Consider the following 24,707-nt stretch of genomic DNA (forward strand, 5'->3'; position numbering starts at 1 on the left):
TTTCTGTATACATTGAATTTGTATTTAGTAAAATGCAGACAACACCACGGATCGGCTTTTGGCTGGACAATTCCAACCAAACACCGCAGCAGACAGTAGAAACCATTCTGAACGTTAGGAAGCCGGTATGATTGTTACATATAAGGGGAAGAAAAATTTCTTTTAGATACTTGTTTTCCTAAAACTGATGTGATATAATAATTCAATTCCAGAAAAGGAGTAAAAAATATGCGGCAAGGTATTATTAAATAAAACTATAATCAAATAGTGGGAACAAAGGATTATGATAGTCCCTTTTGTAGGGGCTTAGTTTTTTGTACCCAATTTAAGAATACTTTTGCCTTATCAATTTTGACATATCCCCAAAAACAGCACTCACAAACAGGTGTATGCTGTATATGTGTATGTCCGCAAATTATCATCCCCAGTGGTAAAAGTATTTTACTGCTGGGGATTTTTATGCCCTTCGGGGCAGTAAAGGGAGGACAATCACATGAAAATAATCAATATTGGAATTCTTGCCCATGTAGACGCTGGAAAGACGACCTTGACGGAGAGCCTGCTATATGCCAGCGGAGCCATTTCAGAACCGGGGAGCGTCGCAAAAGGGACAACGAGGACGGACACCATGTTTTTGGAGCGGCAGCGTGGGATTACCATTCAAGCGGCAGTCACTTCCTTCCAGTGGCACAGATGTAAAGTCAACATTGTGGATACGCCCGGCCACATGGATTTTTTGGCGGAGGTGTACCGCTCTTTGGCTGTTTTAGATGGGGCCATCTTGGTGATCTCCGCTAAAGATGGCGTGCAGGCCCAGACCCGTATTCTGTTCCATGCCCTGCGGAAAATGAACATTCCCACCGTTATCTTTATCAACAAGATCGACCAGGCTGGCGTTGATTTGCAGAGCGTGGTTCAGTCTGTTCGGGATAAGCTCTCCGCCGATATTATCATCAAGCAGACGGTGTCGCTGTCCCCGGAAATAGTCCTGGAGGAAAATACCGACATAGAAGCATGGGATGCGGTCATCGAAAATAACGATAAATTATTGGAAAAGTATATCGCAGGAGAACCAATCAGCCGGGAAAAACTTGTGCGGGAGGAACAGCGGCGGGTTCAAGACGCCTCCCTGTTCCCGGTCTATTATGGCAGCGCCAAAAAGGGCCTTGGCATTCAACCGTTGATGGATGCGGTGACAGGGCTGTTCCAACCGATTGGGGAACAGGGGAGCGCCGCCCTATGCGGCAGCGTTTTCAAGGTGGAGTATACAGATTGCGGCCAGCGGCGTGTCTATCTACGGCTATACAGCGGAACGCTGCGCCTGCGGGATACGGTGGCCCTGGCCGGGAGAGAAAAGCTGAAAATCACAGAGATGCGTATTCCATCCAAAGGGGAAATTGTTCGGACAGACACCGCTTATCCGGGTGAAATTGTTATCCTTCCCAGCGACAGCGTGAGGTTAAACGATGTATTAGGGGACCCAACCCGGCTCCCTCGTAAAAGGTGGCGTGAGGACCCCCTCCCCATGCTGCGGACGTCGATTGCGCCGAAAACGGCAGCGCAAAGAGAACGGCTGCTGGACGCTCTTACGCAACTTGCGGATACTGACCCGCTTTTGCGCTACGAGGTGGATTCCATCACCCATGAGATCATTCTTTCTTTTTTGGGCCGGGTGCAGTTGGAGGTTGTTTCCGCTTTGCTGTCGGAAAAATACAAGCTTGAAACAGTGGTAAAGGAACCCACCGTCATTTATATGGAGCGGCCGCTCAAAGCAGCCAGCCACACCATCCATATCGAGGTGCCGCCCAACCCGTTTTGGGCATCCATCGGACTGTCTGTTACACCACTCCCGCTTGGCTCCGGTGTACAATACGAGAGCCGGGTTTCGCTGGGATACTTGAACCAGAGTTTTCAAAACGCTGTCAGGGATGGTATCCGTTACGGGCTGGAGCAGGGCTTGTTCGGCTGGAACGTAACGGACTGTAAGATTTGCTTTGAATACGGGCTTTATTACAGTCCGGTCAGCACGCCGGCGGACTTCCGCTCATTGGCCCCGATTGTATTGGAACAGGCATTGAAGGAATCAGGGACGCAACTGCTGGAACCCTATCTCTCCTTCACCCTCTATGCGCCCCGGGAATATCTTTCCAGGGCTTATCATGATGCACCGAAATACTGTGCCACCATCGAAACGGTCCAGGTAAAAAAGGATGAAGTTGTCTTTACTGGCGAGATTCCCGCCCGCTGTATACAGGCATACCGTACTGATCTGGCCTTTTACACCAACGGGCAGAGCGTATGCCTTACAGAACTGAAAGGGTATCAGGCCGCTGTCGGCAAGCCAGTCATCCAGCCCCGCCGTCCAAACAGCCGCCTGGACAAGGTGCGCTATATGTTTCAGAAGATAATGTAACGTCTTGCGCAATGCAAGCGTTCATTGCTGGCTATTGCGAAATATCATTGATAAAATCAGTATCAGAATGGAGGACATCTTATTTTGTCGCAAGAAGAGGCAGACAAGCTTATAGATACCGAACCTAAGGCAAAAAAATATATAAAAAGATTCATGATGGGCAACGAATTTTTAAATGACATTCCTAGGTATTGTTTATGGTTAGTTGGTATCTCACCTAAAGAATTAAGGAGTATGCCACTAGTTTTAAAACACGTTGAAAAATGTAGAGAAAATCGCTTGTCGGGTGCAGCAGATAGGCAAAAGTTAGCAGCAACACCACATCTATTTCGCGAAACTAGAAATCCTGATAATTTTATTGCAATTCCCGTTGTATCTTCGGAACGAAGGGCATATATTCCAATGGATTACTTATCATCAGATGTAATTGCAGGTAATAAACTATTTATTTTACCTGATGCTACTAAGTATGATTTTGGTATCTTAGAATCTATTGTTCATATGTCATGGATGCGTATGGTAGCAGGCAGACTGGAAACTCGTTATAGTTATTCTAAAACTTTGGTATATAATGACTTTTCATGGCCAAATGTTAATAAAATGCAACGCGATAGGATTACTGAGACCGCCCAAAGTATCTTGGACGCACGAAAGCTCTATCCTGATAGCTCATTGGCTGATTTATATGACCCGTTGACGATGCCAATTGAACTTCGGAAAGCACATGAAGCTAATGATAAGGCCGTATTACAAGCTTATGGACTTAAGCCGAGTGCTACCGAAGCCGAGATAGTGCAGCATCTATTCAAGATGTACGAGAAGCTAACTGCCAAGGATGATAAATAGCTATATTCTCACTTTCTGGTCTGTAGATGGTATAATCATTAGTAATGAATTGGGGCTTGATATGGTCAGCTGAGGACCCACATTAAACTAAAAACCGCTGACTCGTTGCTTGTTTCTGGGAATCAGCTTTGCTGTACGTCAAGCGTTAAGTAAAAACCTTATAGATACAGGAGTCATTCAATCATGAATGGCTCTTTTTTTGCTATGAGTGATTTTGAAATGATCAACAGCTCAGGTAGACTGATTTCAGAACGTCTCAGAGCCGATTTAAGATCTATTTTTAGCCTATGAAGACAGAAATTTGTACTGTTTAAGAGATCTTAAATATCGAGTCTCTATCTTATATAGCGATCCTCAATTGTCGCTTGCCTATACTTCTATTAAGATGTGACACCCTTTATATAGCCAATTATCTTAAAATCAGAATAAAGTTTTATTGAAAAACTAGTGGCATTTGTTCTTTGATTAGGGGTAAATATGCTATACTAATCGCAACCAATTAACTCGGTTGTTGATTGGATAATAAAAACCGTTACCCTCATTGTGGTAACGGCCATGCCCGACAGTTTGATTCAGTTATTTTTTCCTATTAACCGCCAAGATTGGCCGTAAGGTTCTTCAGTATTCTTTAAGGGATATTGAGGGGGAAAAAGGGGAAAATCTATAACATTTCATGACGTTATATGATGATCTGATTGGTCGAGAAAACTTATAATATCAGCGATTTGATAGCATATGATGATATATGTTTTACCCTTTTAAGGTATTAATAAATTTCTCATCTTTTCTTGCCAAGGTGCTGACTTCTCCCATATAATTAACTCGCATCAAACTATTTTGGAGGGATATTTATTTATACGATTCGCAAGGCCGAGCCAGAAGACGCCGGCCAGATAGTACCGTTAATGTCTTTGATTTATGATGAAATGGAGCTGGAGGAGTTTGAATCGGTTCCCGATGAAGACCCCCAGAGGATGATTTATAATGCTTACCGCGACCGAGCACTGCTTGGCTATGTGGCAACCACGTTTGTCGCAGAAGTCGATGGTCGAGTCGTGGGGATGGCGTTTGGCTATCCAGACAACAACGAAACTGCGGTCAACCGAGTATATCAAGAAGCCGCGGCCCCAATTCCATCAATTCGCGATGTTGATTTCTTCGCGGATCCGGAGTCATTTGCCAACGAGTTTTATCTGGATTCACTGGCAGTTGATGCCGATTATCGTGGTATGGGGATCGCAACGGCTTTGATTGATGCGATTATTAAACATGCCGCTGCTTTGGAATATGAAACGATCGGTTTAAATGTCGACGTCGCCAATCCAAAGGCAGAACGGCTATACCGTCGCTTGGGATTTGACGATGCAGGTCAAATTATGATTGGTGATCACTGGTATCGCCACCTGCAACGATCAACTTTCCAAGTCTTGTCAACCGAATAACGAAATGAGCGTCCGATAGATTTATCTGGGCGCCTTTTACATATCTTTGGAACTTGGGACTATCTAAAATAAAAAAGCGCTGATCAAAACCGGCGCGGAAAAAGTTAAATACTATTTCATCATTTTACGAATCAAACTAGTAAACTTTTTGATTGATTTTTTAAGTGTTTATTAGGCACAACAATGATTAAGATGCACCAATAATGCAATTGGGACACCTCCCAACTAGCACGATTTCAGAGTGGTTTCTCTGGTGTGCGATTACTAGTATATCATTTTTATTTATGCTATAATATTGCCACAATGATTAAGATGCTGGTGTGCAAATTGGAATCAGTTGGTTACTTATTCCGAGCCGACAGGACATCTGAAAAGATGCCCTTTTTTTATACCTTTTGAAAAAATGCAATAACTGATAGTAGTCCTCCGTGAGATTTAAGAGTCGTCACGGAGGCTTTTTTCGTAAAAAAAGCGCCGATCAATAACGATCGGCGCTTTAAAATCAAGCTTAGATTGATTTCTATTGTTCAACGTACCAGCTGTAGTGGAAGTTGCCTGGGCGGTCAACACGTTCGTACGTGTGAGCACCGAAGTAGTCACGTTGTGCTTGCAACAGGTTGGCAGGCAGAACTTCAGCACGGTAGGAGTCGTAGTAGTTGATGGCAGCAGCCAGGGATGGTACAGGAATACCAGCGTTGATGGCCATGGATACGACTTCACGCGTAGCCTTTTGGTACTTCTTGGCAATGTCCTTGAAGTAGTCGTCCAACAGCAGGTTCTTCAGTTCAGGATCCTTTTCAAAGGCATCCGTGATCTTTTGCAGGAATTGAGCACGGATGATGCATCCTTCACGCCAGATTTGAGCCAGTTCACCAAACTTCAGGTTCCAGTCGTAGCGTTCGGAGTCGATCCGCATTTGTTCGAAACCTTGTGCGTAGCTCATAACTTTACCGAAGTAGAGGGCTTCACGAACCTTTTCAACCAGTTCCTTCTTTTGGTCTTCAGAAACAGTTGGTTTTTCAACATCTTCTGGCAGAACCTTGCTTGCAGCAACACGTTCGTCCTTCAGCATGGAGATGTAACGAGCATAAACGGCTTCCGTGATAACGGATTGTGGAGCGCCACCGTCAAGGGCAGTTTCAGAACTCCACTTACCAGTACCCTTGTTGGCACCACGGTCAAGGATCATGTCAACGATTGGCTTGGACTTGTCTTCGCCCAAGTCGTCCTTGCGAGTCAGAATGTCGGCAGTGATTTCAACCAGGTAGCTGTCCAATTCGCCCTTGTTCCATTCAGCAAAGATGTCAGCCATTTCATCAACGGAAAGACCCAGAACGTTACGCATAAAGTTGTAGCTTTCGTCGATCAGTTCTTCGTCACCGTATTCGATACCGTTGTGAACCATCTTTACGTAGTGGCCGGCACCGTTAGGACCAATGTAGGAAACGCATGGCTTGCCGTCTTCAGCCTTGGCAGCGATTTGCGTCAGGATAGGTTCAACCAGGTCATAGGCTTCCTTTTGGCCACCAGGCATCAGGGAAGGACCTTGCAGGGCACCCAGTTCACCACCAGAAACACCCATGCCGATGAAGTTGATGCCGGATTCGTCCAGCTTAGCGTTCCGTGCCATCGTGTCGTGGAAGTTGGTGTTACCACCGTCGATCAGCACGTCACCCTTGTCCAGCAATGGCAGGAGTTCTTCAATAACAGCGTCAGTTGGCTTGCCGGCCTTAACCATCATCAGGATTCGACGAGGCTTTTCCAGAGAGTTGACGAATTCTTCAACCGTGTAGCTAGGAATCAGCTTTTTGTCGCTGTGGTCACGCATCATTTCATCGGTACGTGAACGACTACGGTTGTATACACCAACAGTAAAGCCGCGGCTTTCAATGTTCAGTGCCAGGTTCTTGCCCATAACGGCCAAACCAACAACACCAATTTGCGCTTTTTGATCTGACATTGTGTTGTCACACTCCTTAAAAACTTAATTACATCATTTACAGAAACTATTATACCAGAAAGCGCTAAAAGTTGAAGAAATATTTGCTAAACCTTGCACAATCTTTACATTAAACTAATCGATAAAATATGAAAAATTAAGTAAAAAGCTCAATCAACTGAAAAACAATTGTTTGAGCTTTAAGTAAAAATTTTTCACAAAACCGATTAAATCGATCTTTGATTTTAGTGATTCAGATGGTAAACCCATTGACGGCCATCGCGAGCCAACAGTTCATCAGAAGCAGCTGGGCCCATTGAACCAGGCGTGTAGTTAGGGAATTGAGGTTCTTCAATGTCCCAAAGCTTGCGGATAACGTCAACGAACTTCCATGCGTAGGCAATTTCAGCCCATGATGCAAAGTTGGTGTGGTTGCCTTCCAGTGCATCGTGGAAGAGACGTTCGTATGGTTCTGGTGATTCGTTCTTGGCTTCGTCGCTTTGCAGGTACTTCAAGTCAACTGGTTCAGTGGTAAAGCCTTGACCGGCGCGCTTAGCGTTCAAACGCAGTGAGAAGCCGGAGTTTGGTTCAACAAAGATCGTCAAAACGTTGGAGTTCAGAGATTGTTCGCTCTTCATCCGTGGGTTGGCAAAGATGTCGATCAGTGGCTTCTTGAAGACAACATCGATGCGGGTGAACTTGTCAGCCAGCTTCTTACCAGTCCGTACGTAGAAAGGAACGCCAGACCAGCGGTAGTTGTCAAACATCAATTTGGCAGCGACGAAAGTTTCCGTAATGGAGTTTGGATCAACACCATCTTCATTACGGTAGGCATTCGTGTCGTCACCGGCACCGTATTGGCCACGAACAAAGTTGGCAGCTGCTTCTGATGGCGTGTAGACCCGCAGTGAGCGCAGTGCCTTGATCTTTTCAACCCGGACGTCGGAGTCGGTAAAGGCAACTGGTTGTTCCATTGCCAGTTGAGCAACGATTTGCATGATGTGGTTTTGTACCATGTCACGCAGAGCACCGGATTGGTCGTAGTAGCCGGCACGTTCTTCAACACCCAGCTTTTCGCTCAGCGTAACTTGAATGTTGTCGATGTAGCGGTTGTTCCACAATGATTCGATGATCGTGTTGCCAAAACGCAGTGCTTGGATGTTTTGAACCATTTCCTTACCCAGGTAGTGGTCAATCCGGAAGATCTGGTTTTCGTTGAACGTTTGTGACAGTTCGTCGTTCAGCTTCTTAGCTGATTCGTAGTCACGACCAAATGGCTTTTCGATAACCAGACGATTGAAGCCATCCTTAGTCAGCAGGTCTTGGTTCTTCAGGTTCAAGGCAATCGTGCCAAAGAATTGAGGAGCCATGGACATGTAGAACAGGCGGTTGCCTTCAGCGCCAAATTGCTCGTCCAGTTCTTCCAGGCGTTGCTTAAGCACAGTGTAGTGTTCAGGCTTGGTAACGTCATGGGATTGGAAGAAGAAGTGCTTAGCAAATGCCTGAGCCTGACCTTCTTCGTTTTCCATACCGTTAACGGACTTCAGCACCATTTGTTGGAAGTCCTCATCGCTCAGCGGACGCCGAGAAGTACCGAGCAGAGCAAAATGTTCTGCCAGGTAGCCTTTCTTGTAAAGGTTGAATAATGATGGGTACAGCTTGCGTTGTGCAAGGTCGCCGGCTGCCCCGAACAGCGTAATTAAAGCTTTATTTTCCTTAGCCAAAATGTTCACTCCTTCTGAAAATATCAGAAAATCACTCTAACGCTTAAATTATATACTTTTATGTTCAAAACTGCACTAGAAAGCGTCCCCACTTTTTGTCAAAATTTAAAATGGACCACGCCAACAAAAAGCGCGTTCTGGGGTTTTGTCAAACGCTTATCAAGTAATGGTATAGGCCGAAATAAAATTTTATTTTCAAGTTCAGCATTGATTTGACGTTAAAGCAATCGCTTGCACAAGTTGGAATTTTTAGTAAAAAAGAAAGGCAATTCGTCATGTCCCTAAAAGAACGTGTTTCCTTGCCTTTTCTCAAAAAACGCCGAAAATCAGCTTACGACTGATTTTCAGCGTTTGAACTGCCAGTCAGCTATTGCGCTGAGGCATTATTATCTATACGTGGTTAAGCGGTTGAGTTAATTCCCAGCTCCTGCGGAAAATTTTATTTCAATTAGTCAACGTATGGCTTGCGCTCGCTTAAAACACCAAAAATAGTGAAGACAGCAGCAACCAGCATGGTAGTCAATTCTCCAGTAAACCATGAGCCACTGGCAGCCTTAAGATTACCAACGACCATCGGACCAACTGCGGCCAGCAGATAGCCTAATGATTGAGCCATGCCAGACAGTTTACCCGTATCAACCGGGGTTTTGGTCTTTAAGCTGAATAAGGTCATGATCAAGGCAAACGTTGATGAGGTTCCAATTGCCAAGAACAGGCTGACAAAGACAAACCAGCCAAAGCTATGGAATGGCAGCATCAAGCCAAGATAGCCCAAAATCGTGAAGATACCGGCACCGAGAATCAGCGGTGTCCGGTTACTCAGCTTGGTTGCCCATAACGGTGCCAGAAAGGCTCCTGGCATGGAGAACAGCTGGAACAGTCCGGCAATCAGGCTGGATTGATTATTGCTCAATCCGGCGCTGATGGCAATTGATGGCAGCCAAGCGACTGTCGTGTAAAAGACAAATGATGACAGACCAAAGTAGACCAAGATCAGCCAGGCTGTCTTGTTTTTCCACATGTTAATGCCAGCGCTTGCAGATTCGCTGGTTCCGCGCCGGTTGAAGCGCAGATTTGGCAGCCATAATACCAATGTTGCCAAAACCATCATGCTGAGGAGCATTACCGAGAACTGCCAGCTGCTGCTTTGAGCAATTGGCGTGATGGCGTAGGCACCGATGGCCGAGAACAGGGCTAAAGAAACGTTGTAAAGACTGGTCATTGACCCGATTCGATCAGGCAGGTTCTCAGTAATGATGGCTGGTAAAAGCACGTTTAAAAAGGTAATGCCAACCCCAACGAGCAGGGTACCAATCATTAGCGAAGAATAGCTGAGAATGCGCAGCCAGGAACCAGCAAAAAGAATCAGCAAAGCGATTGCGATCGTTAACTCATTGCCCAAACGTTGACCGATCGTTGGCACTACGACTGCAATCAGACCAAAGCAGATCAAGGGAATCGTAGTCAGAATGCCCAGGCTGGTAGTGGCCACGTGAAACGAAGCAGCAATACTGCCAACGATTGAGGGAATCGAGGTTATCGGCGTCCGCATGCAGGCGCCTAGCAGGAAAATGCCTAAAATCAAAAAGGCGCTATGTTTGCGTGTGTTGTTCAAAAGATCATTCCTTTCTTGATTTAGTAGTTGGTTATTTGTTTTCGCTTTTTTCTAAGACCACGTCATTGTAACATGAATCTGCACAAAGTTTAACGATTTACATGCAACAAAATCAAGATGAACGTCAAAATGCAGTATTCGTCGCAATAAACGACCATTCGCGCTTATCTAGCTCTTTTTTGAATCGAAGTCGTGATTTGACGAATGACCTATGGCTCCCTATAATTTAAAAGAACACTTTATCGGAGGAAAACTATGACGGCAAAAATCTATCCGTATTTGACTTTTGAAAATGCGCGTGAAGCCATGCACTATTACGTGGAACAGTTTGGCGCCGAAATCATTTACCGTCAGCCGCTTTCAGCAGCACAAGCCGAGAGTTTGGGACTGGCACTGGATGATTTGGATGCTACAACGGCACATGGCGAGTTTTCAATTGTCGGACAGAAAATCGTCTGTGCCGATGCAACGATGGGCAATCCCCAGACCTCTTCTTTAATTTCGCTGCTTTTGGATTTTGGTGGTGATGAGGCTGGTGCCAAGGCATTGTTTGAGCGCCTGGCTGCAAGTGACGCTCAGCGCGTGACCTTACCTTTTGGCTCTCATGAACTAGGCGGTAATTTAGGTCAGATTGTTGACCAGTATGGGATTACCTGGCTGATCAGCGCGGGTATTCCGCAAGAATAGATTTTCTGAAACAAATAAAAGCGAATCTCGTCATTTTGACCAGATTCGCTTTTTAATTATCTGAAACTTTCTGGATCGGCAATGACGTTATCGATGCCATTAGGATTGCCTGACCATTTGAATTTATCGTACCAGATGGCATGTTCTTCAGTATCCAATGAATCGATCTGGATGCATTCTTCTGGCGACAGCTCAAAATCAAAGATATCCGCGTTTTCTTTCATGCGATCAGGATGCGTGGTCTTGGGAATTACAATCAGATCATGTTGAATGGCCCAGCGCAACTCAATCTGGGCAGGGGTTTTTTGATGGGAGTGTGCAATCTTTTCGATGATCGGTTCATGCAAAAGTCGACCATTACCCAATGGCGACCAGGCTTCCATCTGAATGCCATGCTGCTGGCAGAAGTTGACAATGGCTGGTTGGTGAATCTTGGGATTAAACTCGATTTGATTGATGGCCGGCGTAATTTTGGCATGATCCAATAAATCGCTCATTCGCTCAACATTAAAGTTGCAGACACCGATTGCTTTGGCCTGCCCATTTGCATAGATTTTTTCCATGGCCTGCCAGGTCTGATTGTAAAGGCCATTGACCGGCCAGTGCATCAGTAAAAGATCAACATAATCAGTCTGCAGTGCTTTAAGCTGGCCTTCAAATCCTTTGCGTACCCGGTCATAGCTGCCTTGATCGCCATTATAGATCTTGGTGGTTAAAAAAATACTTTGCCGCGTTCGACCGGTTGAATTAAAGGCATCTTGCATCCCTTGGCCAACCGCGCTTTCATTGCCATACTGCTTGGCTGTATCTAATAAGACATAGCCATTTGCCAAGGCATCACTAACCATTTTTCGGGTGACGTCAAGAGGAGTTTTCCAAACGCCCAGACCGACTTGAGGCATTAAGAGCCCGTTATTTAACTGGATTTTTGGCTGTAGGTTCTGATTCATGTTAATTCATCTCCGTTTTATAATGACTGATTGCAGCCCATTGCTATTATAAAACTGATTGTGCACGTGAAACTAAGAAAAATAAAAAAGCATGGCCACGCTAGCCATGCCATAAATCCAATTATCTAGGCGTTGACCTGTTGCCAGCGCTTGGTCAGAATTGCGTAGATTTGTTCAATATCTTGACTGGTACCGCGCAGCTCATAGTCAGCCAAAAATGGTACCTTGAACTCGTAGGAATACTTACGGGCAGTCAGACAGTATTGTTCGTTAAAGTTACGGTTGCCGCTGCCAACGATCCCCAGGCATTTTTTGGCATTGTCGTTTTCAGCGATATATTCGCCTAAGGCATTGGTCATCAGTTCTTTAACGCCCGAATCAAAACCATTGCCGCCATCCAGATAGGTTGGTACAAAGGCAAAGAAGGGCTCGGTTTCAGCAGCTGGCAGCGTCTGGTCGGTAATTTCCTTAAGATTAATGGTAGGCAGCTGCTCGTTAAAACTGTGCTGTTGTTGGGCATAGGCCTGCAGACGAGTTAAAAAAGAGCGAGTATTGCCCTCAATGGAGATAAACAGAATGTTCATATCGTTTGCGTCCTCTTTCTTATTAATAGTCGATAACCTATATTTTAGCTGATTTTTTTAACAGTTGATACTGTCTTTTTCATGAGATTTTATCGATAGGTTTGTTGGATCAATCAAGTTATAATAAATTTAAAGCACTGAAAGGAATGATTTGCCGTGGTTGAAATAGCTATTCATAATTTGACGATTGAGGCAGAAAATGGCAGTCAACTGTCAAATGTCGATATGACGCTGCAATCGCCTAATGTTGCTGCTTTTTGCAGTGATGATCCGCTGTTTGGCGAGACACTGTTTGCATTGCTGCGTAAACGTGGCCAGCCAACCAGCGGCACGATTCAAATCAACGGCCAGCCATTAAAAACATTGCGTCATCCTGAAAAGATAATCGGTATGCTGGATGATCTTAAAATCAAGGATCATTGGCTGATTCAAAAGGCCATTCGCCAAGCGCAAAAAAGCAGTGATCATTCGATTGATGATGAGCAGGCTGAACTGATCTTAAAACAGTTTGCTCTTGATGGGCAACATTCAATCGGTAGCTTGAGTTTGGATCAAAAAATCACGCTGCGAATTATTTTACTGCTGGTTAAACAGCCCAATGTAATTCTGCTTGATCATGCCACGGATCAACTGGCGCCGCGCCATGCCAGAGCAGTTTGGCAGCTGTTGCGCAGCTATGCTCAAAAAACCGATGCTCTGATTTTGATGACCAGCAGCAATATGACCACCATGATGAGCTGTGCTGATGATATCTACTACTTTAGCCGCGGTTATCTGACCTCAACGCGTCACCTGCATCCGCGAACCGGCGTTGACTGCGTAATCACGGTTTTTGGGACTGGTTTTCCGATTGAAACGGCACAAAGACTTGGGGCTCATATCTTAGAAGAGGCCCCTGAAGAAACACGTTTTTTGTATGCCGGCAATATTCAAGCAATCTTGCCATTGCTGGAGCAAAGCACGATCACTGATGTCCGGATAGAGGATGCCACGGTCGAAGACGAATTGATGACCTATTAGATCTAATGAGGTGATTTTTATGAATCGAATCGTATTGATTGGCCAGCGTACCGATAGATTGATTGAGCAGCTGCATGAACGGTTGCCAGAAGCCATCGTTGAACCAAGTTTTCATTTTAAGCTGCAGAGCCAGGATACATTATGCTGGCTGCCCATGGCAAATGATCCAGTTGATCAAGATGTCTATGACCTGGTTGATTTAATTGATGACAGTCATGAGACACCTAAAAAGATCGTTATGCTCTCGATTGCCGGGACTGCCGATGACGCAGCCAAAGAACAGCTAGAATCTTGGTATGGCAAATCAGCGCTCGATACGGTTTTGGCTCATCAGTATGCCATCAAGATGATTGATGAGCTGGAATTTCCATATGTGATCGTACGCTCTTTACCGATTGTTCCACGCGAAACCGCCTTAAAGATCGTTGATGAAGGTCAGCCATTGACGGGACAAGCAGTTGGTTTAAAACAAGCGGCGCAGGTTTTAAAAGCGGCCTTAATGACTGACCGCTATTACAATCAGTCAATTGGTATTGAAGACTAGAATCAAAATGCTTTGATGAGTAGCTGAGTGTCTTGATGCGGTATACTTGTTTTTAAAACTAGTAACATGATTAGACTATCCATTGAAATGGGGGACTCTAAATGACAAGCTTTGAACGCTGGCAAGCTAATCTGAGCAAAATCCAGCTGCCACATTGGGATGAATTGCCTGACCTAGATCTGTATGTTGATCAGGTCGTGGCGCTGGTCAATGATCGTGCTCTGGGACTGGGAATTGCACCGATTACCAAGTCTATGATCAATAACTATGTCAAAAAGGGCATCATCATGGCCCCAGTGAAAAAGAAGTACTCACGCTACCAGTTGGCGGCCGTGATTATGGTTGCCATGCTCAAGGGCAGTTTTTCGATACCTTCAATTCATGAAGGTATCAAGCAGGTGACGATCAACAACTATCCGCAGCAAGCCTATGACCGCTTCGTTGATCTGATGAATGCACGACTGCGTAATGAACCAGCGCCAGCTGACAACCAGCTAGATGCAGTTAATGACCAATTGATCGGTTACGTTGTCGAAACGCTGTTTAATCGCATGCAGGCGGCTGAGCTTTTAAAAAACATGAAAGAAGCACAACAGCCACGTGACGTTAAAAAAGGCTAGTCAAGTTTTTGAGCCAGCTCGGTCAGATAGGCGTGACTCTGCAGCTGTTCTTGGCAATTGCCTTGATCTTTTAGATTGATCTCATAGATGCTGGTGGCATTTGGATTCAATCGTGGCAAAACTTCGCGCCAGTCAATTTTGCCGGTTCCCAAAGTCAGACTGTCATGAGTCTGGCCCATTGAATCAACCAAGTGATAATGAACGATCTGATCCTTAAGATGGCTCAGTGATCCTTGCAGACCAAGGTTGTCGCCATGCAGCCAGATAAAACAATGCGAGGTGTCAAAGGCCAAACGATAATGATGCCTCAAGATCTCGTCTTCCATGACTGGATCACCATAGGAAAAAACCGGGGCAATCGAATTTTCAAACATAATGTGTTCACCACCGGCCTTAGCGAATCGATCCAACCGATCAAACGCTGCCTGCTGAGCCGTTTGTAGATCGGGATAACAATCGATATATTCAGTCGTTTCCTGAGCATAGGCGCCGTGGATCAGGCATTGGACGTCAAGATCTTTGGCCAATCTGATCAATTGCATCGTAGTATCTTCGATGAATCGGTATAATTTTGGAAACTGCTTTTCAGGAGCTACGATCTCGGCATGGGTCTGACCAAACTTCATCGGATGATGCAGTACGATCTTTTTGACGCCATGATTCTGCACGTACTGAACGGCCTCATATAAATGCTGATAGCCATCGGGCGTGAAGTCGTTGACATCAGTATAAAATTCGTAAACGTCGGGATGATGCTGCAGTCGATCGTCAATCTGGGCCAGATTACTGCTGCCCTTTAGTCCAAGCAGTATCTTCATTGTTAAATCGCCCTCCTCTTTAAACAAATTATCGTTTTAATTATATGCCAGTTGTGAGGCGTTGCCTTGAATTATGTTTCATTGCTGATCGAGTTTATTATGGCAAAATTAAAAAAATCTCATTTTATCTTGAATTTCTAATTTTAAGGTCCTATAATGGGGCCAACAAATTTGATTACGGAGATGAAATCATGATCCAAGTATTTTCTAAGGCAACGTCTTATCAACGCTATCTGTAAAAGATAGTGGTTGTATTCGTTATGGATGCAGGCACAAAACAGCTTGTATCCGCGGAAGCTTGGCATGATGCCGCCGCGGTTTTACGTGGCGACTGATGATTCATCTGAATGGCCGTCACGAAGCAGCGTGGCGGTTTTTATTTTGGAAAGGATGAATGGCAAATGGAGAATCAACAGCTAAGAATGACGGAAAGTCTGGGCGTAATCGTTGTTATGTTTTTGATTTTAGGAACCTTGATCATCAAATACAAGATGAGTCCCCAGATTCCGATCCTGTGCGTCTTTACGCTGCTTTTATTTTATGGTCGGTTGCGTGGCTTTGCCTGGGATCAGATTATTGATGGCATTGCTGAAGGGATCAAGCCAGGGATTATTCCGATGATGATCTTTATGATGATCGGCCTGTTGATCAGTACCTGGTTGGCATCGGGCACGATTGCAACGATTATGGTCATCGGTTTTGATTTGATTTCAGTCAAGTTCTTTATTCCCACCGTCTTTTTAACTTGCGGCATTGTAGGAATTATCGTAGGCAATGCCTTTACGACGATTTCGACTTTAGGATTGGCCTTTATGGGGATTGGTCACGTGCTGGGCTTTAGTGATGCCATGACGGCGGGCGCAATCGTTGCCGGCGGCTTTTTGGGCAACAACCTGTCACCATTGTCTGATACTTCCAATTTGACGACCAGTCTGATTGGCAATCGGGTTCCCGAGCACTTGAAAAACACTGCCAAGTCCGCGGTTCCTGCCGCCTTGATTGCTGCTGTCATCTATGCTGTGATTGGTTTTAGAAGTACCAGTGCCGATCTGTCACGCGCTGATGTTATCAGTAAGGCGCTCAAGGCCAGTTTCCATGTTGGGGCCTGGTCGCTGCTGCCAATTTTGGTGCTTTTGATCATGTCGCTGCGGCAGGTGCCAGCAATTCCAACGTTGCTGGCGGGCTCATTTACAGCTTTGGTTTTAGCCAAAATCTGGACGCCGTCGCTGTCATTTGCGCAGATCAGCAATCTGTTAATGAACGGTTTTCAGATGCACGGCAGCAAGCTGCTTAATACATTGATGTCTGGCGGCGGGATTGCCCACATGCTTAATTCAATTGCCCTAATCTTATGTGCTCTTTCGATGGGTGGGCTTTTGATGCAATATGGGGTGGTTGATCAATTGCTACTTGCCTTACAAAAATTGGTGAACACGCCATTTAAGCTAGTCTTGGCAACCATTGTCAGTGGGGTAGCCGTCAACGTAATGATCGGCGAAGAATATCTTTCTGAGATTTTGCCAGGAACGGCCTTTAAATCAGCCTACGAAGAACAGCATCTTTCCAAAAACATGCTGACGCGCTCATTGGTAGCTGGTGGTGCCGACATCAATCCATTGGTACCATGGAGCGTTAGCGGGATCTTTATTGCCGGTACGCTGAGTCTGCATGATTATGGCTACGTTGCCTTTACGCTCTACCCGTTGCTTAACCCATTGGTAACTTTGATTCTGGCGGCATTGTCAGGAAGAAGACAGCGGAAAAATCAAAAGCAGGCATTGGCTTAATACAAAAAGCGCACCTCGGTTGAAGTGCGCTTTTGTTATTAAAGGTTTTTATCCATGATGAAGGTCAGTTTGGAAAGTTCTAGGCCGTGCATGATCAGCTGGCTCATCAATTCCTTGGTGCGCTTGGCCATTTCAGCAACCATCTCATGCGTCTTTTCGCTTAGTACGTCGCTGGCGGCATTGTTGTCCATGCCCTTGACCAAAGGAGCCGTTTCGTCGATCCACTTGTAGAAATATTGACGGGCATCCTTTAGGTAGTCCAGATCAGCTTGCAGGAACTCAGCGTGATGGCTTTCAACAATCATCGAAAGGGCTCGGTACATCCAGTAGGCACTCTTGAGATTCATATTGAGCTCTTTAGGCGTGTTCTTGTAGCTGGCATCTACGTCAGCCGCATTGCCAAAGAATGGTACGTAAGGCGTAAACGTAGGAATCCCAAAGCTCATCCACATAATCGTAGAGGCCGCTTCTGGCAGATCAGGCCGAACTTGTAGAATGTGTGAGTTTTGGGTCCGATTCAACGAGATTGGCCTAAACATGTGCTTTTCTTCGTCAGTACCATGACCCAGCGGATCATAAGGCGTGTTTTGGTAGTGGCTGCTCAAAACTTCTTGAACGTCTTCTAAGGTAATCTTGTGGTCTGCTTTCATAACAAATGGTAGATCAAAGTCCAGTGGGTTCATCTCGACATCTGGACTCAAGACCTTGTGTCCGTACCATTGACGTGGCGTATTGTAGTGCTGGTCAAAGACTGTTGCCGTACCAAAGATGTGCCGGAAGTTCCAGCCATCACGATCAGGATTCAAGTGGTGCTCGTCAACGAATTCGCGAATCGTATCGTCCCACATAAAGTTTTCAGGATCGTTGAAGTCGACTTCTTGAATGGCGATTCGATTGCCGGTTACCGCATAGCAGTCATCGGGAATGCGCTGAGCGACCCAGTGGTGACCGGTGATGATCTCCATGTACCAGACATCGTTTTTGTCACTGAAAATTACGCCATTGCCTTCTGCCGAGCCGTACTTTTTGATCAGCTGGCCCAGGTACCGTACCCCTTCTTTAGCACTGTTGATAAATGGCAGGGTAGCGGCCACGATCAAGTCCTCGTTAATACCGGTATCCTCAACCAATGGATCAAATGCCAAGACGCGCTCGTTGGAATAGGTACTTTCCGTAGCACTCATGCCAACATTTTTTTCATTAAAACCGCTTTCGTCAAAGACACCTTCCGTTTTGTAGTTGACGTTTGGCGTCCCTTGGTAGCGATAGCCATCAGCAGGACGGTCAACTACGCATTTGTTGAGGTAGGCCTTAACCTGGTTTGGCTGATTATGATATGCCGGATAGGTAACAAAACGCTGTGGGGTCAAGGGACCAAACGTATCGTCATTTCTAGCAGCCATAGTCGAGCCATCGATGGTAGCATTTTTGCCGACCAGAACCGTGGTGCAGGCAGACAGATTTTTCTTCATTTTGCTAAACCTTCTTTTTCTACAAAGATTCCTAATTGTGTTATAAAAACAATTTTAAGCATATTGGCATGGCAGGTCAATTATCCCAGGCGACTCAGCAGGCTTAGAATTCCCAGCATCAATAGATTGATTAAAAGAGCAAAGATCATCGACCAGTAAAATGGCGCCAGCCAGTTCTGCAGCGTTTGGGCAACAAGGGGTCCCGTTGTAAACTGACTGAGAATCAAAGCCGTGATCAAAAAAACTGCCAATAGCATCATCAGTCCCGTGGCCGAATTTTCCAGATCGGCGCTGCTGAGATCAAAGCCGCCAATGGCAATATTGGCAATCAGAATCAGCCATAGAATCAGACGGCCTGCCGTTAGCTGAATTTGTGGAATCTCGGTCTGAGCAATAACGGCCTGCCAGAGTTCAAAAATGCCCGGTACCAGCCACTGAGTCAAACCAATAATTGCCAGAGTACAGCCGACTACCGGCGCAATACCGATAAAGACGTTGCCGACGCGCTGATAGAAGCTGTGCTCGTTCCAGGCATGGTTGACATATCCCAGGGCATTGTCGCCAGGATTGCTGGGATTGGGGATATGCAATAGACGAAAACTGACGATTTGATGGCCAAACAGCAATGCCATTAGCAGATGACTCAATTCATGAATGATTACACCGACGCCGCCAAGGATAATCTGGGCATAAAACCCGCCGATGACAACGGTCAAGACCTTGTTGCGGCGACTGATCAAGACGGTGATGGTCCCCAAAAGCACTGGAATCAATACCAAAAAGAGTGCCAGGGCACCCAGAATTCTAAAATAATTATTCATAATGCTTAGTGCTGCTGCAGATCGGCAAACTGGGCGTGCACCAGTTCAGCCAGATCTTTGGCATTGAGGGCAACGGAGCGACCAATCTGACCGGATGAGACATAGATCGTTTCGCTGATTTTGGCATCATTATCAATAAAGATGGGGTATTTGTGCTTTTCCCAGATGCCGACGGGCGTGTTGGCACCATGGACGTAACCAGTCGTTTTCAGCAGATCCTTTAGCGGTACCATATCGACTTTTTTGTTGCCAGAAACTCGCGCCAATGCTTTTTCATCAAGATGACTGTCAATGGGTACCACGCCAACCAATGGTCCAGTCGTAGGGCCTTTCAAAACCAGTGTCTTATAGATGAGGTGCTCGTCAATGCCCAGATGATCAACCTTTAGTGATCGCACGTCACCATCTTCAACCGTGGGGAAAATCACTTGTTGATAAGGCACGTGGTTTTTATCTAAAATTTGTTCGACTTGTGTTTTTTTGATGCGTTGCTTTTTTTTGCTCATAAACTTCTCCTTGTGATTAAAGTACCGGCCAGCTGATCATTATAACAGCAAGCTTATTATGCCATGTTTTACCATGAATTGATAACGGGATGAAGTAGGGCCCAATTATAGATTGAGTCTTAAAATTTGCGGCTTTCACAAATCTGGGACGGACCAATCAATCGAAAAATAGTAACCAATTATCAAGAGATTTGATATACTATGAACTGATTTAGATATTAACAGTTAAGACAGGGTCGATGAACCGATCGAGGGGTAATGACATGGCAGACTTAGTATACCGCTCAGTAATGCGCGATATAAAACATAAGATACTCAATGGCGATTATGCGAATATGAAACTTCCCGATGAACGTACCCTCAGCAGCAACTATGCAGTAAGCCGAAGTTCCATTAAACGGGCCTTGGGTATTCTGGCGCAGCAGGGTATCATCTTTAAAAAACGCGGCTCGGGAACCTTTATCAACCCGCTCTACTTAAAAAATCAAGCAATGTTTCGCTATGAGGGCAGCAACCTGGGAATCACCGACAGCTTTAAGCTTGATGGCAAAGAGCAGGGCATCAAGCTTTTAAATTATCAGGTCGTGCCTGCCAGTCAAGAGATTCAGCAGGATCTGTTTTTAAATGACAATGACTTTGTTTACCAGATTAAGCGCCTGCGTCTGATTGACGATCAGCCGTTCATGATCGAGACTGGCTATATTCCAATCAAAATCATGCCGACGCTTTCGCCAGCCGTGGTAGAAGGATCCATTTTCAATTATTTAGAAGAATCGCAAAATAAGACTGTGACGCGTTCGTTTATGACGATTTCGGTCGCGCCTTCCAGTGAAGAGGACCAAAAAGAACTGCATCTTGCACCGACGGAACCTGTTGGAGTAATGGAAGGGGTCTTTTTCCTGGATGATGGAACGCCGTTTGAGGTCTCAAATATGCGCGTGCATTATCAATATATGAAATACAATACTTTTGTCAATCTTAACCAGGATTAGAGGGATTAATTTGATTAAGGCAATCGCTGTCGATATGGATGGTACCTTTCTAAACTCGCAAAGCACGTTTGATCGACCATTATTTGAAAAGGTCTATGCTCAGCTGCAGACAAAAAATGTTGAGTTTGTCGTTGCCAGCGGTAATCCAATCTATCAGCTGGTTGAAAGACGCTTCCCCAAAGAAGCCGAGGGAATGGCCTTCGTTGCCGAAAATGGCGTTGAGCTGGTCGATCGTGGTCAAGAGATTTATTGCGGTCGCTTTACTGAAGAACAGGTCGCTACCTTGGTTGACTTTTTTCGCTCAATTCCAGGTGGACATCTGATTATTTCCGGTCGTCATCATGCATTTGCGTTCGTTGATGAGGATCCGATTTTTGTCAAGCGCGTCCAGTCGCACTACATTCATATGAAAAAAATTCAATCATTAGCTGAAATTGATGATCAGGTAGTCAAGTTTATGATGGACGTTCCGCCCAAAGAAACCCGGAACTGGATGGATGAGGTTATCAATCGCTTTGGCGACATCGTGCATCCAGTTTCAAGCGGCTATGGCAACATGGATCTGATTATTCCCGGACTGGACAAGGCAACCGGCTTGAAACGATTGTTGGATGAACGGGGCTGGCAGCCCAGTCAGCTGATGGCATTTGGCGATGGTCAAAACGACGCTACCATGCTCAAGCTGGCTGGCGAAAGCTATGCAATGGCCAAAAGTGCTCCTGAAGCTATTGCAGCGGCTAAATTTCGCTGTGGCAGCAATGATGAGAATGGTGTCTTAAACAAGATCATCGAACGATTTGATATGAATGTTTAGACAAATTAATAGCAGTATTAAAGAGGCTGGGAATTAACTCAACCTCTTAACTACGTATGGATAATAATGCCTCAGCGCAGTAGCTGGCTGGCAGTTCAAACGCTGATAAATCAGCATTTGACCGACCTAGCCATCCTTGCGGAGGTTCGAAGGCAAACTCCGAAAATCGGTTGCAAGCTGATTTTCGGAGTTTTTTCTCACTCTCTTTTTCGTTTCTTAGTAAAAATTTAGAGCGAAAACCCCGCCTTTTTTAAAGAAATTCTGCTAAAATTTGGGTGTTCAATCAATTGAGGCAGCTTTGGTAAAGCCTTTTATAGCAAAGGCTGAATTGGATTTTTGATAATTGGACCGTATCAATTTTCAAAAAGGTTGACTTTTAGAAAAAATCCTATATCATAGATAGCGTAAATTGATTGAGGTTTACGAGACGTTATAGTCAGAACGTAGTTATTTTATTTAAGGAGTGTAATATCGATGGCAGTAAATTACGATTCCAAGGAATACTTGGAAACTGTTGACGCTTACTGGCGGGCAGCCAACTACCTTTCTGTTGGTACGCTGTTCCTGATGCACAACCCACTGCTGCGTCGCGAACTGAAGCCTTCCGACGTTAAGCCAAAGCCAATTGGTCACTGGGGTACGATTGTTCCTCAAAACTTCATTTATGCACACTTGAACCGTGTTATTAAGAAGTACAATGTAAACATGTTCTACATTGAAGGTTCAGGTCACGGTGGCCAAGTTATGGTCAACAACTCTTACCTGGACGGTTCCTACACGGAAATCTACCCAGAAATCACCCAAGACGAAGCTGGTATGGCTAAGCTGTTCAAGCACTTCTCCTTCCCAGGTGGTACTGCTTCACACGCTGCTCCTGAAACGCCAGGTTCGCTGCACGAAGGTGGGGAACTGGGTTACTCCCTGTCCCACGGTGTAGGTGCAATTCTGGACAACCCAGACCAAATTGCCGCTGTTGAAATTGGTGACGGTGAAGCCGAAACTGGTCCTCTGGCCGCTTCTTGGTTCTCTGACAAGTTCATCAACCCAATCAAGGATGGTGCTGTTCTGCCTATCCTGCAAATCAACGGTTTCAAGATCTCCAACCCAACGATCCTGGCTCGTATGAGCGACGAAGAACTTACTAAGTACTTCGAAGGTATGGGCTGGAAGCCATACTTCGTTTCCGCTTACAACGGCGAAGGCTTTGATGGCTACAAGGACACCATGGAAATTCACGAAGAAATGGCTAAGACGATGGATGCTGCTATCGAAGACATCCTGGCTATCCAAAAGCACGCTCGTGAAACTGGTGACGACTCCATGCCACAATGGCCAATGGTAATCCTGCGTGCACCTAAGGGTTGGACTGGTCCTAAGAAGGACTTGGATGGCAACCCAATCGAAAACTCCTTCCGTGCTCACCAAATTCCAATTCCAGTCGCACAAGACGACATGGAACACAAGGACATGCTGATCAACTGGCTGAAGTCCTACAAGCCGGAAGAACTGTTTGACGAAAACGGTGCTCCAGTTGCCAAGGTTACGGCTAACACGCCAGAAGGCAACAAGCGGATGGCTATGAACCCAATCACTAACGGTGGTTTGGATCCTAAGCCACTGGTAATGCCAGACTACCGCAAGTACGCTGTTGACGTACAAGGTCACGGTGTCGTTAAGAAGCAAGACATGATTGAATGGGGCAAGTACCTGGACGAAATGTTCCAACTGAACCCAGACAACTTCCGTGGCTTCGGTCCTGACGAATCCAAGTCCAACCGTCTGTACGCTGTTTTGGACAACGACAAGCGTCAATGGATGGAAGACATCCACGAACCAAACGACGAAGACCTGGCACACCAAGGTCGGATGATCGACTCACAACTTTCTGAACACCAAGCAGAAGGTTGGCTGGAAGGTTACACGCTGACTGGTCGTCACGGTTTCTTCGCTACTTACGAATCATTCGGTCGTGTTGTTGACTCCATGCTGACTCAACACCTGAAGTGGATGCGTAAGGCTAAGGAACAATACTGGCGTCATGACTACCCAGCATTGAACTTTGTTGACACTTCTACGGTATTCCAACAAGACCACAACGGTTACACTCACCAAGATCCAGGTCTGTTGACTCACCTGTACGAAAAGGAACGTGCTGACCTGGTTAAGGAATACCTGCCAGCCGACACTAACGAACTGCTGGCTGTATCCGACAAGGCCTTCAACGACCGCGAATGCATCAACGTCTTCGTTACGTCCAAGCACCCACGTCTGCAATGGTTCTCCATCGACGAAGCTACTAACATCGTTAACCACGGTCTGGGCTACGTTGACTGGGCATCTACTGACCAAGGCGCTGAACCAGATGTTGTCTTCGTATCTGCTGGTACGGAACCAACTGAAGAAGCTCTGGCAGCTATCGACATTCTGCACGACAACTTCCCAGAACTGAAGATTCGTTACATCAACGTTGTTGAAATCATGAAGCTGATGACGCCTGACAAGAACGCTGAAGGTCTGACTGACGAAGAATTCGACCGTTACTTCACGGCTGACAAGCCAGTTATCTTCGCATGGCACGGCTTCCGTGACATGATTCAAAGCCTGTTCTTTGACCGTCACAACCACAACGTTCACATTCACAGCTACCAAGAAAATGGTGACATCACGACGCCATTTGACATGCGTGTGCTGAACGAACTTGACCGGTTCCACCTGGCTAAGGACGCTATCTTGAGCGTACCTGGTTACGAACAAAAGGCTGCTGCCTTCGTAAACGAAATGGACAACATGGTTGACAAGCACAACCACTACATCCGTACTGAAGGTAAGGACCTGCCAGAAGTTGAAGACTGGACTTGGAAGGGTCTGAAGTAATTTAACTTCGCTCGACTAAAACCTTAATATGAAAACCGTCCGATTCATTTGAGTCGGGCGGTTTTTGTTTTTACAGTTCCATGCGAAAACCGTTAAGCAGATCTCGTAAAATTGGATTGATTGAAGTCTGCTCATTAATTTTGATTGGGATTAAAAGGTTTATTAACCAAAGGTGCAGTAAAGCAATTATCCAAAAAATTAAACAGCGCTGAACCAAGCTTGCTAAAAGCCTGATTCAG

20 protein-coding genes and 1 pseudogene are annotated in these 24,707 nt (G+C 45.6%); 12 read left to right on the forward strand and 9 right to left on the reverse strand.

The annotated features are described in order from the left end of the window. Positions 1-493: 493 nt before the first annotated feature. From tet(W) to HF864_RS02975, 4 genes and pseudogenes are all read left to right on the forward strand, one after another. Positions 494-2,413 carry a tetracycline resistance ribosomal protection protein Tet(W) gene (tet(W), locus tag HF864_RS02965; RefSeq protein WP_063164311.1) on the forward strand — a complete coding sequence of 640 codons (1,920 nt, stop codon included), beginning with the start codon at positions 494-496 and terminating at the stop codon, positions 2,411-2,413. 66 nt (positions 2,414-2,479) lie between these two features. Then, positions 2,480-2,992 (forward strand): annotated as a pseudogene (locus HF864_RS09595) (type IIL restriction-modification enzyme MmeI); the annotation flags it as partial. A 21-nt stretch (positions 2,993-3,013) separates the two neighbouring features. Then, the gene (locus HF864_RS09600; RefSeq protein ID WP_346774605.1) at positions 3,014-3,259 is read left to right on the forward strand and encodes a type IIL restriction-modification enzyme MmeI; all 246 of its coding nucleotides are present in this window, start codon (positions 3,014-3,016) and stop codon (positions 3,257-3,259) included. A 905-nt stretch (positions 3,260-4,164) separates the two neighbouring features. Then, positions 4,165-4,701, forward strand: coding sequence for a GNAT family N-acetyltransferase (locus tag HF864_RS02975; RefSeq protein WP_169461626.1), 537 nt, complete (start codon positions 4,165-4,167; stop codon positions 4,699-4,701). Positions 4,702-5,221: 520 nt separating this feature from the next. On the opposite strand, the gene gndA is transcribed toward HF864_RS02975, so the two are convergent. The 3 genes from gndA to HF864_RS02990 all read right to left on the reverse strand — a co-directional run bounded on the left by gndA (position 5,222) and on the right by HF864_RS02990 (position 9,979). Further along, positions 5,222-6,661 carry an NADP-dependent phosphogluconate dehydrogenase gene (gndA, locus tag HF864_RS02980; protein WP_169461627.1) on the reverse strand — a complete coding sequence of 480 codons (1,440 nt, stop codon included), beginning with the start codon at positions 6,659-6,661 and terminating at the stop codon, positions 5,222-5,224. Between the two features lie 224 nt (positions 6,662-6,885). After that, positions 6,886-8,364, reverse strand: coding sequence for a glucose-6-phosphate dehydrogenase (gene zwf, locus HF864_RS02985; RefSeq protein ID WP_169461628.1), 1,479 nt, complete (start codon positions 8,362-8,364; stop codon positions 6,886-6,888). Between the two features lie 448 nt (positions 8,365-8,812). Further along, the gene (locus tag HF864_RS02990; protein WP_169461629.1) at positions 8,813-9,979 is read right to left on the reverse strand and encodes an MFS transporter; all 1,167 of its coding nucleotides are present in this window, start codon (positions 9,977-9,979) and stop codon (positions 8,813-8,815) included. A 255-nt stretch (positions 9,980-10,234) separates the two neighbouring features. Here HF864_RS02990 and HF864_RS02995 point away from each other — a divergent pair, with 255 nt between their 5' ends. Then, on the forward strand, positions 10,235-10,666 hold the full coding sequence (locus HF864_RS02995; RefSeq protein WP_169461630.1) for a VOC family protein: 432 nt from the start codon (positions 10,235-10,237) through the stop codon (positions 10,664-10,666). 56 nt (positions 10,667-10,722) lie between these two features. On the opposite strand, the gene HF864_RS03000 is transcribed toward HF864_RS02995, so the two are convergent. After that, a complete protein-coding gene (locus tag HF864_RS03000) occupies positions 10,723-11,616 on the reverse strand; it encodes an aldo/keto reductase (RefSeq protein ID WP_169461631.1) in 894 nt (297 codons plus the stop codon). 125 nt (positions 11,617-11,741) lie between these two features. Beyond that, complete coding sequence (gene nrdI / locus HF864_RS03005; protein WP_169461632.1) at positions 11,742-12,200, reverse strand: class Ib ribonucleoside-diphosphate reductase assembly flavoprotein NrdI; 459 nt, start codon at positions 12,198-12,200, stop codon at positions 11,742-11,744. A gap of 156 nt (positions 12,201-12,356) precedes the next feature. Here nrdI and HF864_RS03010 point away from each other — a divergent pair, with 156 nt between their 5' ends. From HF864_RS03010 to HF864_RS03020, 3 genes are all read left to right on the forward strand, one after another. Continuing rightward, the gene (locus HF864_RS03010) at positions 12,357-13,220 is read left to right on the forward strand and encodes an ATP-binding cassette domain-containing protein (RefSeq protein ID WP_169461633.1); all 864 of its coding nucleotides are present in this window, start codon (positions 12,357-12,359) and stop codon (positions 13,218-13,220) included. Positions 13,221-13,239: 19 nt separating this feature from the next. Next, on the forward strand, positions 13,240-13,764 hold the full coding sequence (locus tag HF864_RS03015) for a saccharopine dehydrogenase related protein (RefSeq protein ID WP_169461634.1): 525 nt from the start codon (positions 13,240-13,242) through the stop codon (positions 13,762-13,764). A gap of 101 nt (positions 13,765-13,865) precedes the next feature. Next, positions 13,866-14,384 (forward strand): DUF1836 domain-containing protein, encoded by a 519-nt coding sequence (locus HF864_RS03020; protein WP_169461635.1) that lies wholly within the window; start codon positions 13,866-13,868, stop codon positions 14,382-14,384. Here the strand turns inward: HF864_RS03020 and HF864_RS03025 are convergent. Further along, a complete protein-coding gene (locus tag HF864_RS03025; protein WP_169461636.1) occupies positions 14,381-15,202 on the reverse strand; it encodes a TIM barrel protein in 822 nt (273 codons plus the stop codon). The genes HF864_RS03020 and HF864_RS03025 overlap by 4 nt on opposite strands. A gap of 401 nt (positions 15,203-15,603) precedes the next feature. Here HF864_RS03025 and HF864_RS03030 point away from each other — a divergent pair, with 401 nt between their 5' ends. After that, entirely contained in the window at positions 15,604-16,989 is a 1,386-nt protein-coding gene (locus HF864_RS03030) for a Na+/H+ antiporter NhaC family protein (RefSeq protein WP_169461637.1), read from the forward strand. A gap of 38 nt (positions 16,990-17,027) precedes the next feature. Here the strand turns inward: HF864_RS03030 and HF864_RS03035 are convergent, their stop codons facing one another. From HF864_RS03035 to ybaK, 3 genes are all read right to left on the reverse strand, one after another. After that, complete coding sequence (locus HF864_RS03035) at positions 17,028-18,461, reverse strand: C69 family dipeptidase (RefSeq protein WP_169461638.1); 1,434 nt, start codon at positions 18,459-18,461, stop codon at positions 17,028-17,030. A gap of 80 nt (positions 18,462-18,541) precedes the next feature. Then, the gene (locus HF864_RS03040; RefSeq protein ID WP_169461639.1) at positions 18,542-19,282 is read right to left on the reverse strand and encodes a hypothetical protein; all 741 of its coding nucleotides are present in this window, start codon (positions 19,280-19,282) and stop codon (positions 18,542-18,544) included. A 5-nt stretch (positions 19,283-19,287) separates the two neighbouring features. Next, positions 19,288-19,788 (reverse strand): Cys-tRNA(Pro) deacylase, encoded by a 501-nt coding sequence (gene ybaK / locus HF864_RS03045; protein WP_169461640.1) that lies wholly within the window; start codon positions 19,786-19,788, stop codon positions 19,288-19,290. 263 nt (positions 19,789-20,051) lie between these two features. Here ybaK and HF864_RS03050 point away from each other — a divergent pair, with 263 nt between their 5' ends. The 3 genes from HF864_RS03050 (at position 20,052) to HF864_RS03060 (ending at position 24,468) form a co-directional block, all read left to right on the forward strand. Further along, positions 20,052-20,780: a GntR family transcriptional regulator gene (locus HF864_RS03050; RefSeq protein ID WP_169461641.1), complete on the forward strand. Its 729-nt coding sequence runs from the start codon at positions 20,052-20,054 to the stop codon at positions 20,778-20,780. A 10-nt stretch (positions 20,781-20,790) separates the two neighbouring features. Next, a complete protein-coding gene (locus tag HF864_RS03055) occupies positions 20,791-21,594 on the forward strand; it encodes a Cof-type HAD-IIB family hydrolase (RefSeq protein ID WP_205882268.1) in 804 nt (267 codons plus the stop codon). 474 nt (positions 21,595-22,068) lie between these two features. Further along, a complete protein-coding gene (locus tag HF864_RS03060) occupies positions 22,069-24,468 on the forward strand; it encodes a phosphoketolase family protein (RefSeq protein ID WP_169461642.1) in 2,400 nt (799 codons plus the stop codon). Positions 24,469-24,707 lie beyond the last annotated feature (239 nt).

The sequence above is a fragment of the Lactobacillus sp. MRS-253-APC-2B genome (assembly GCF_012843675.1).
In the GTDB taxonomy this organism is placed as follows: domain Bacteria; phylum Bacillota; class Bacilli; order Lactobacillales; family Lactobacillaceae; genus Limosilactobacillus; species Limosilactobacillus pulli.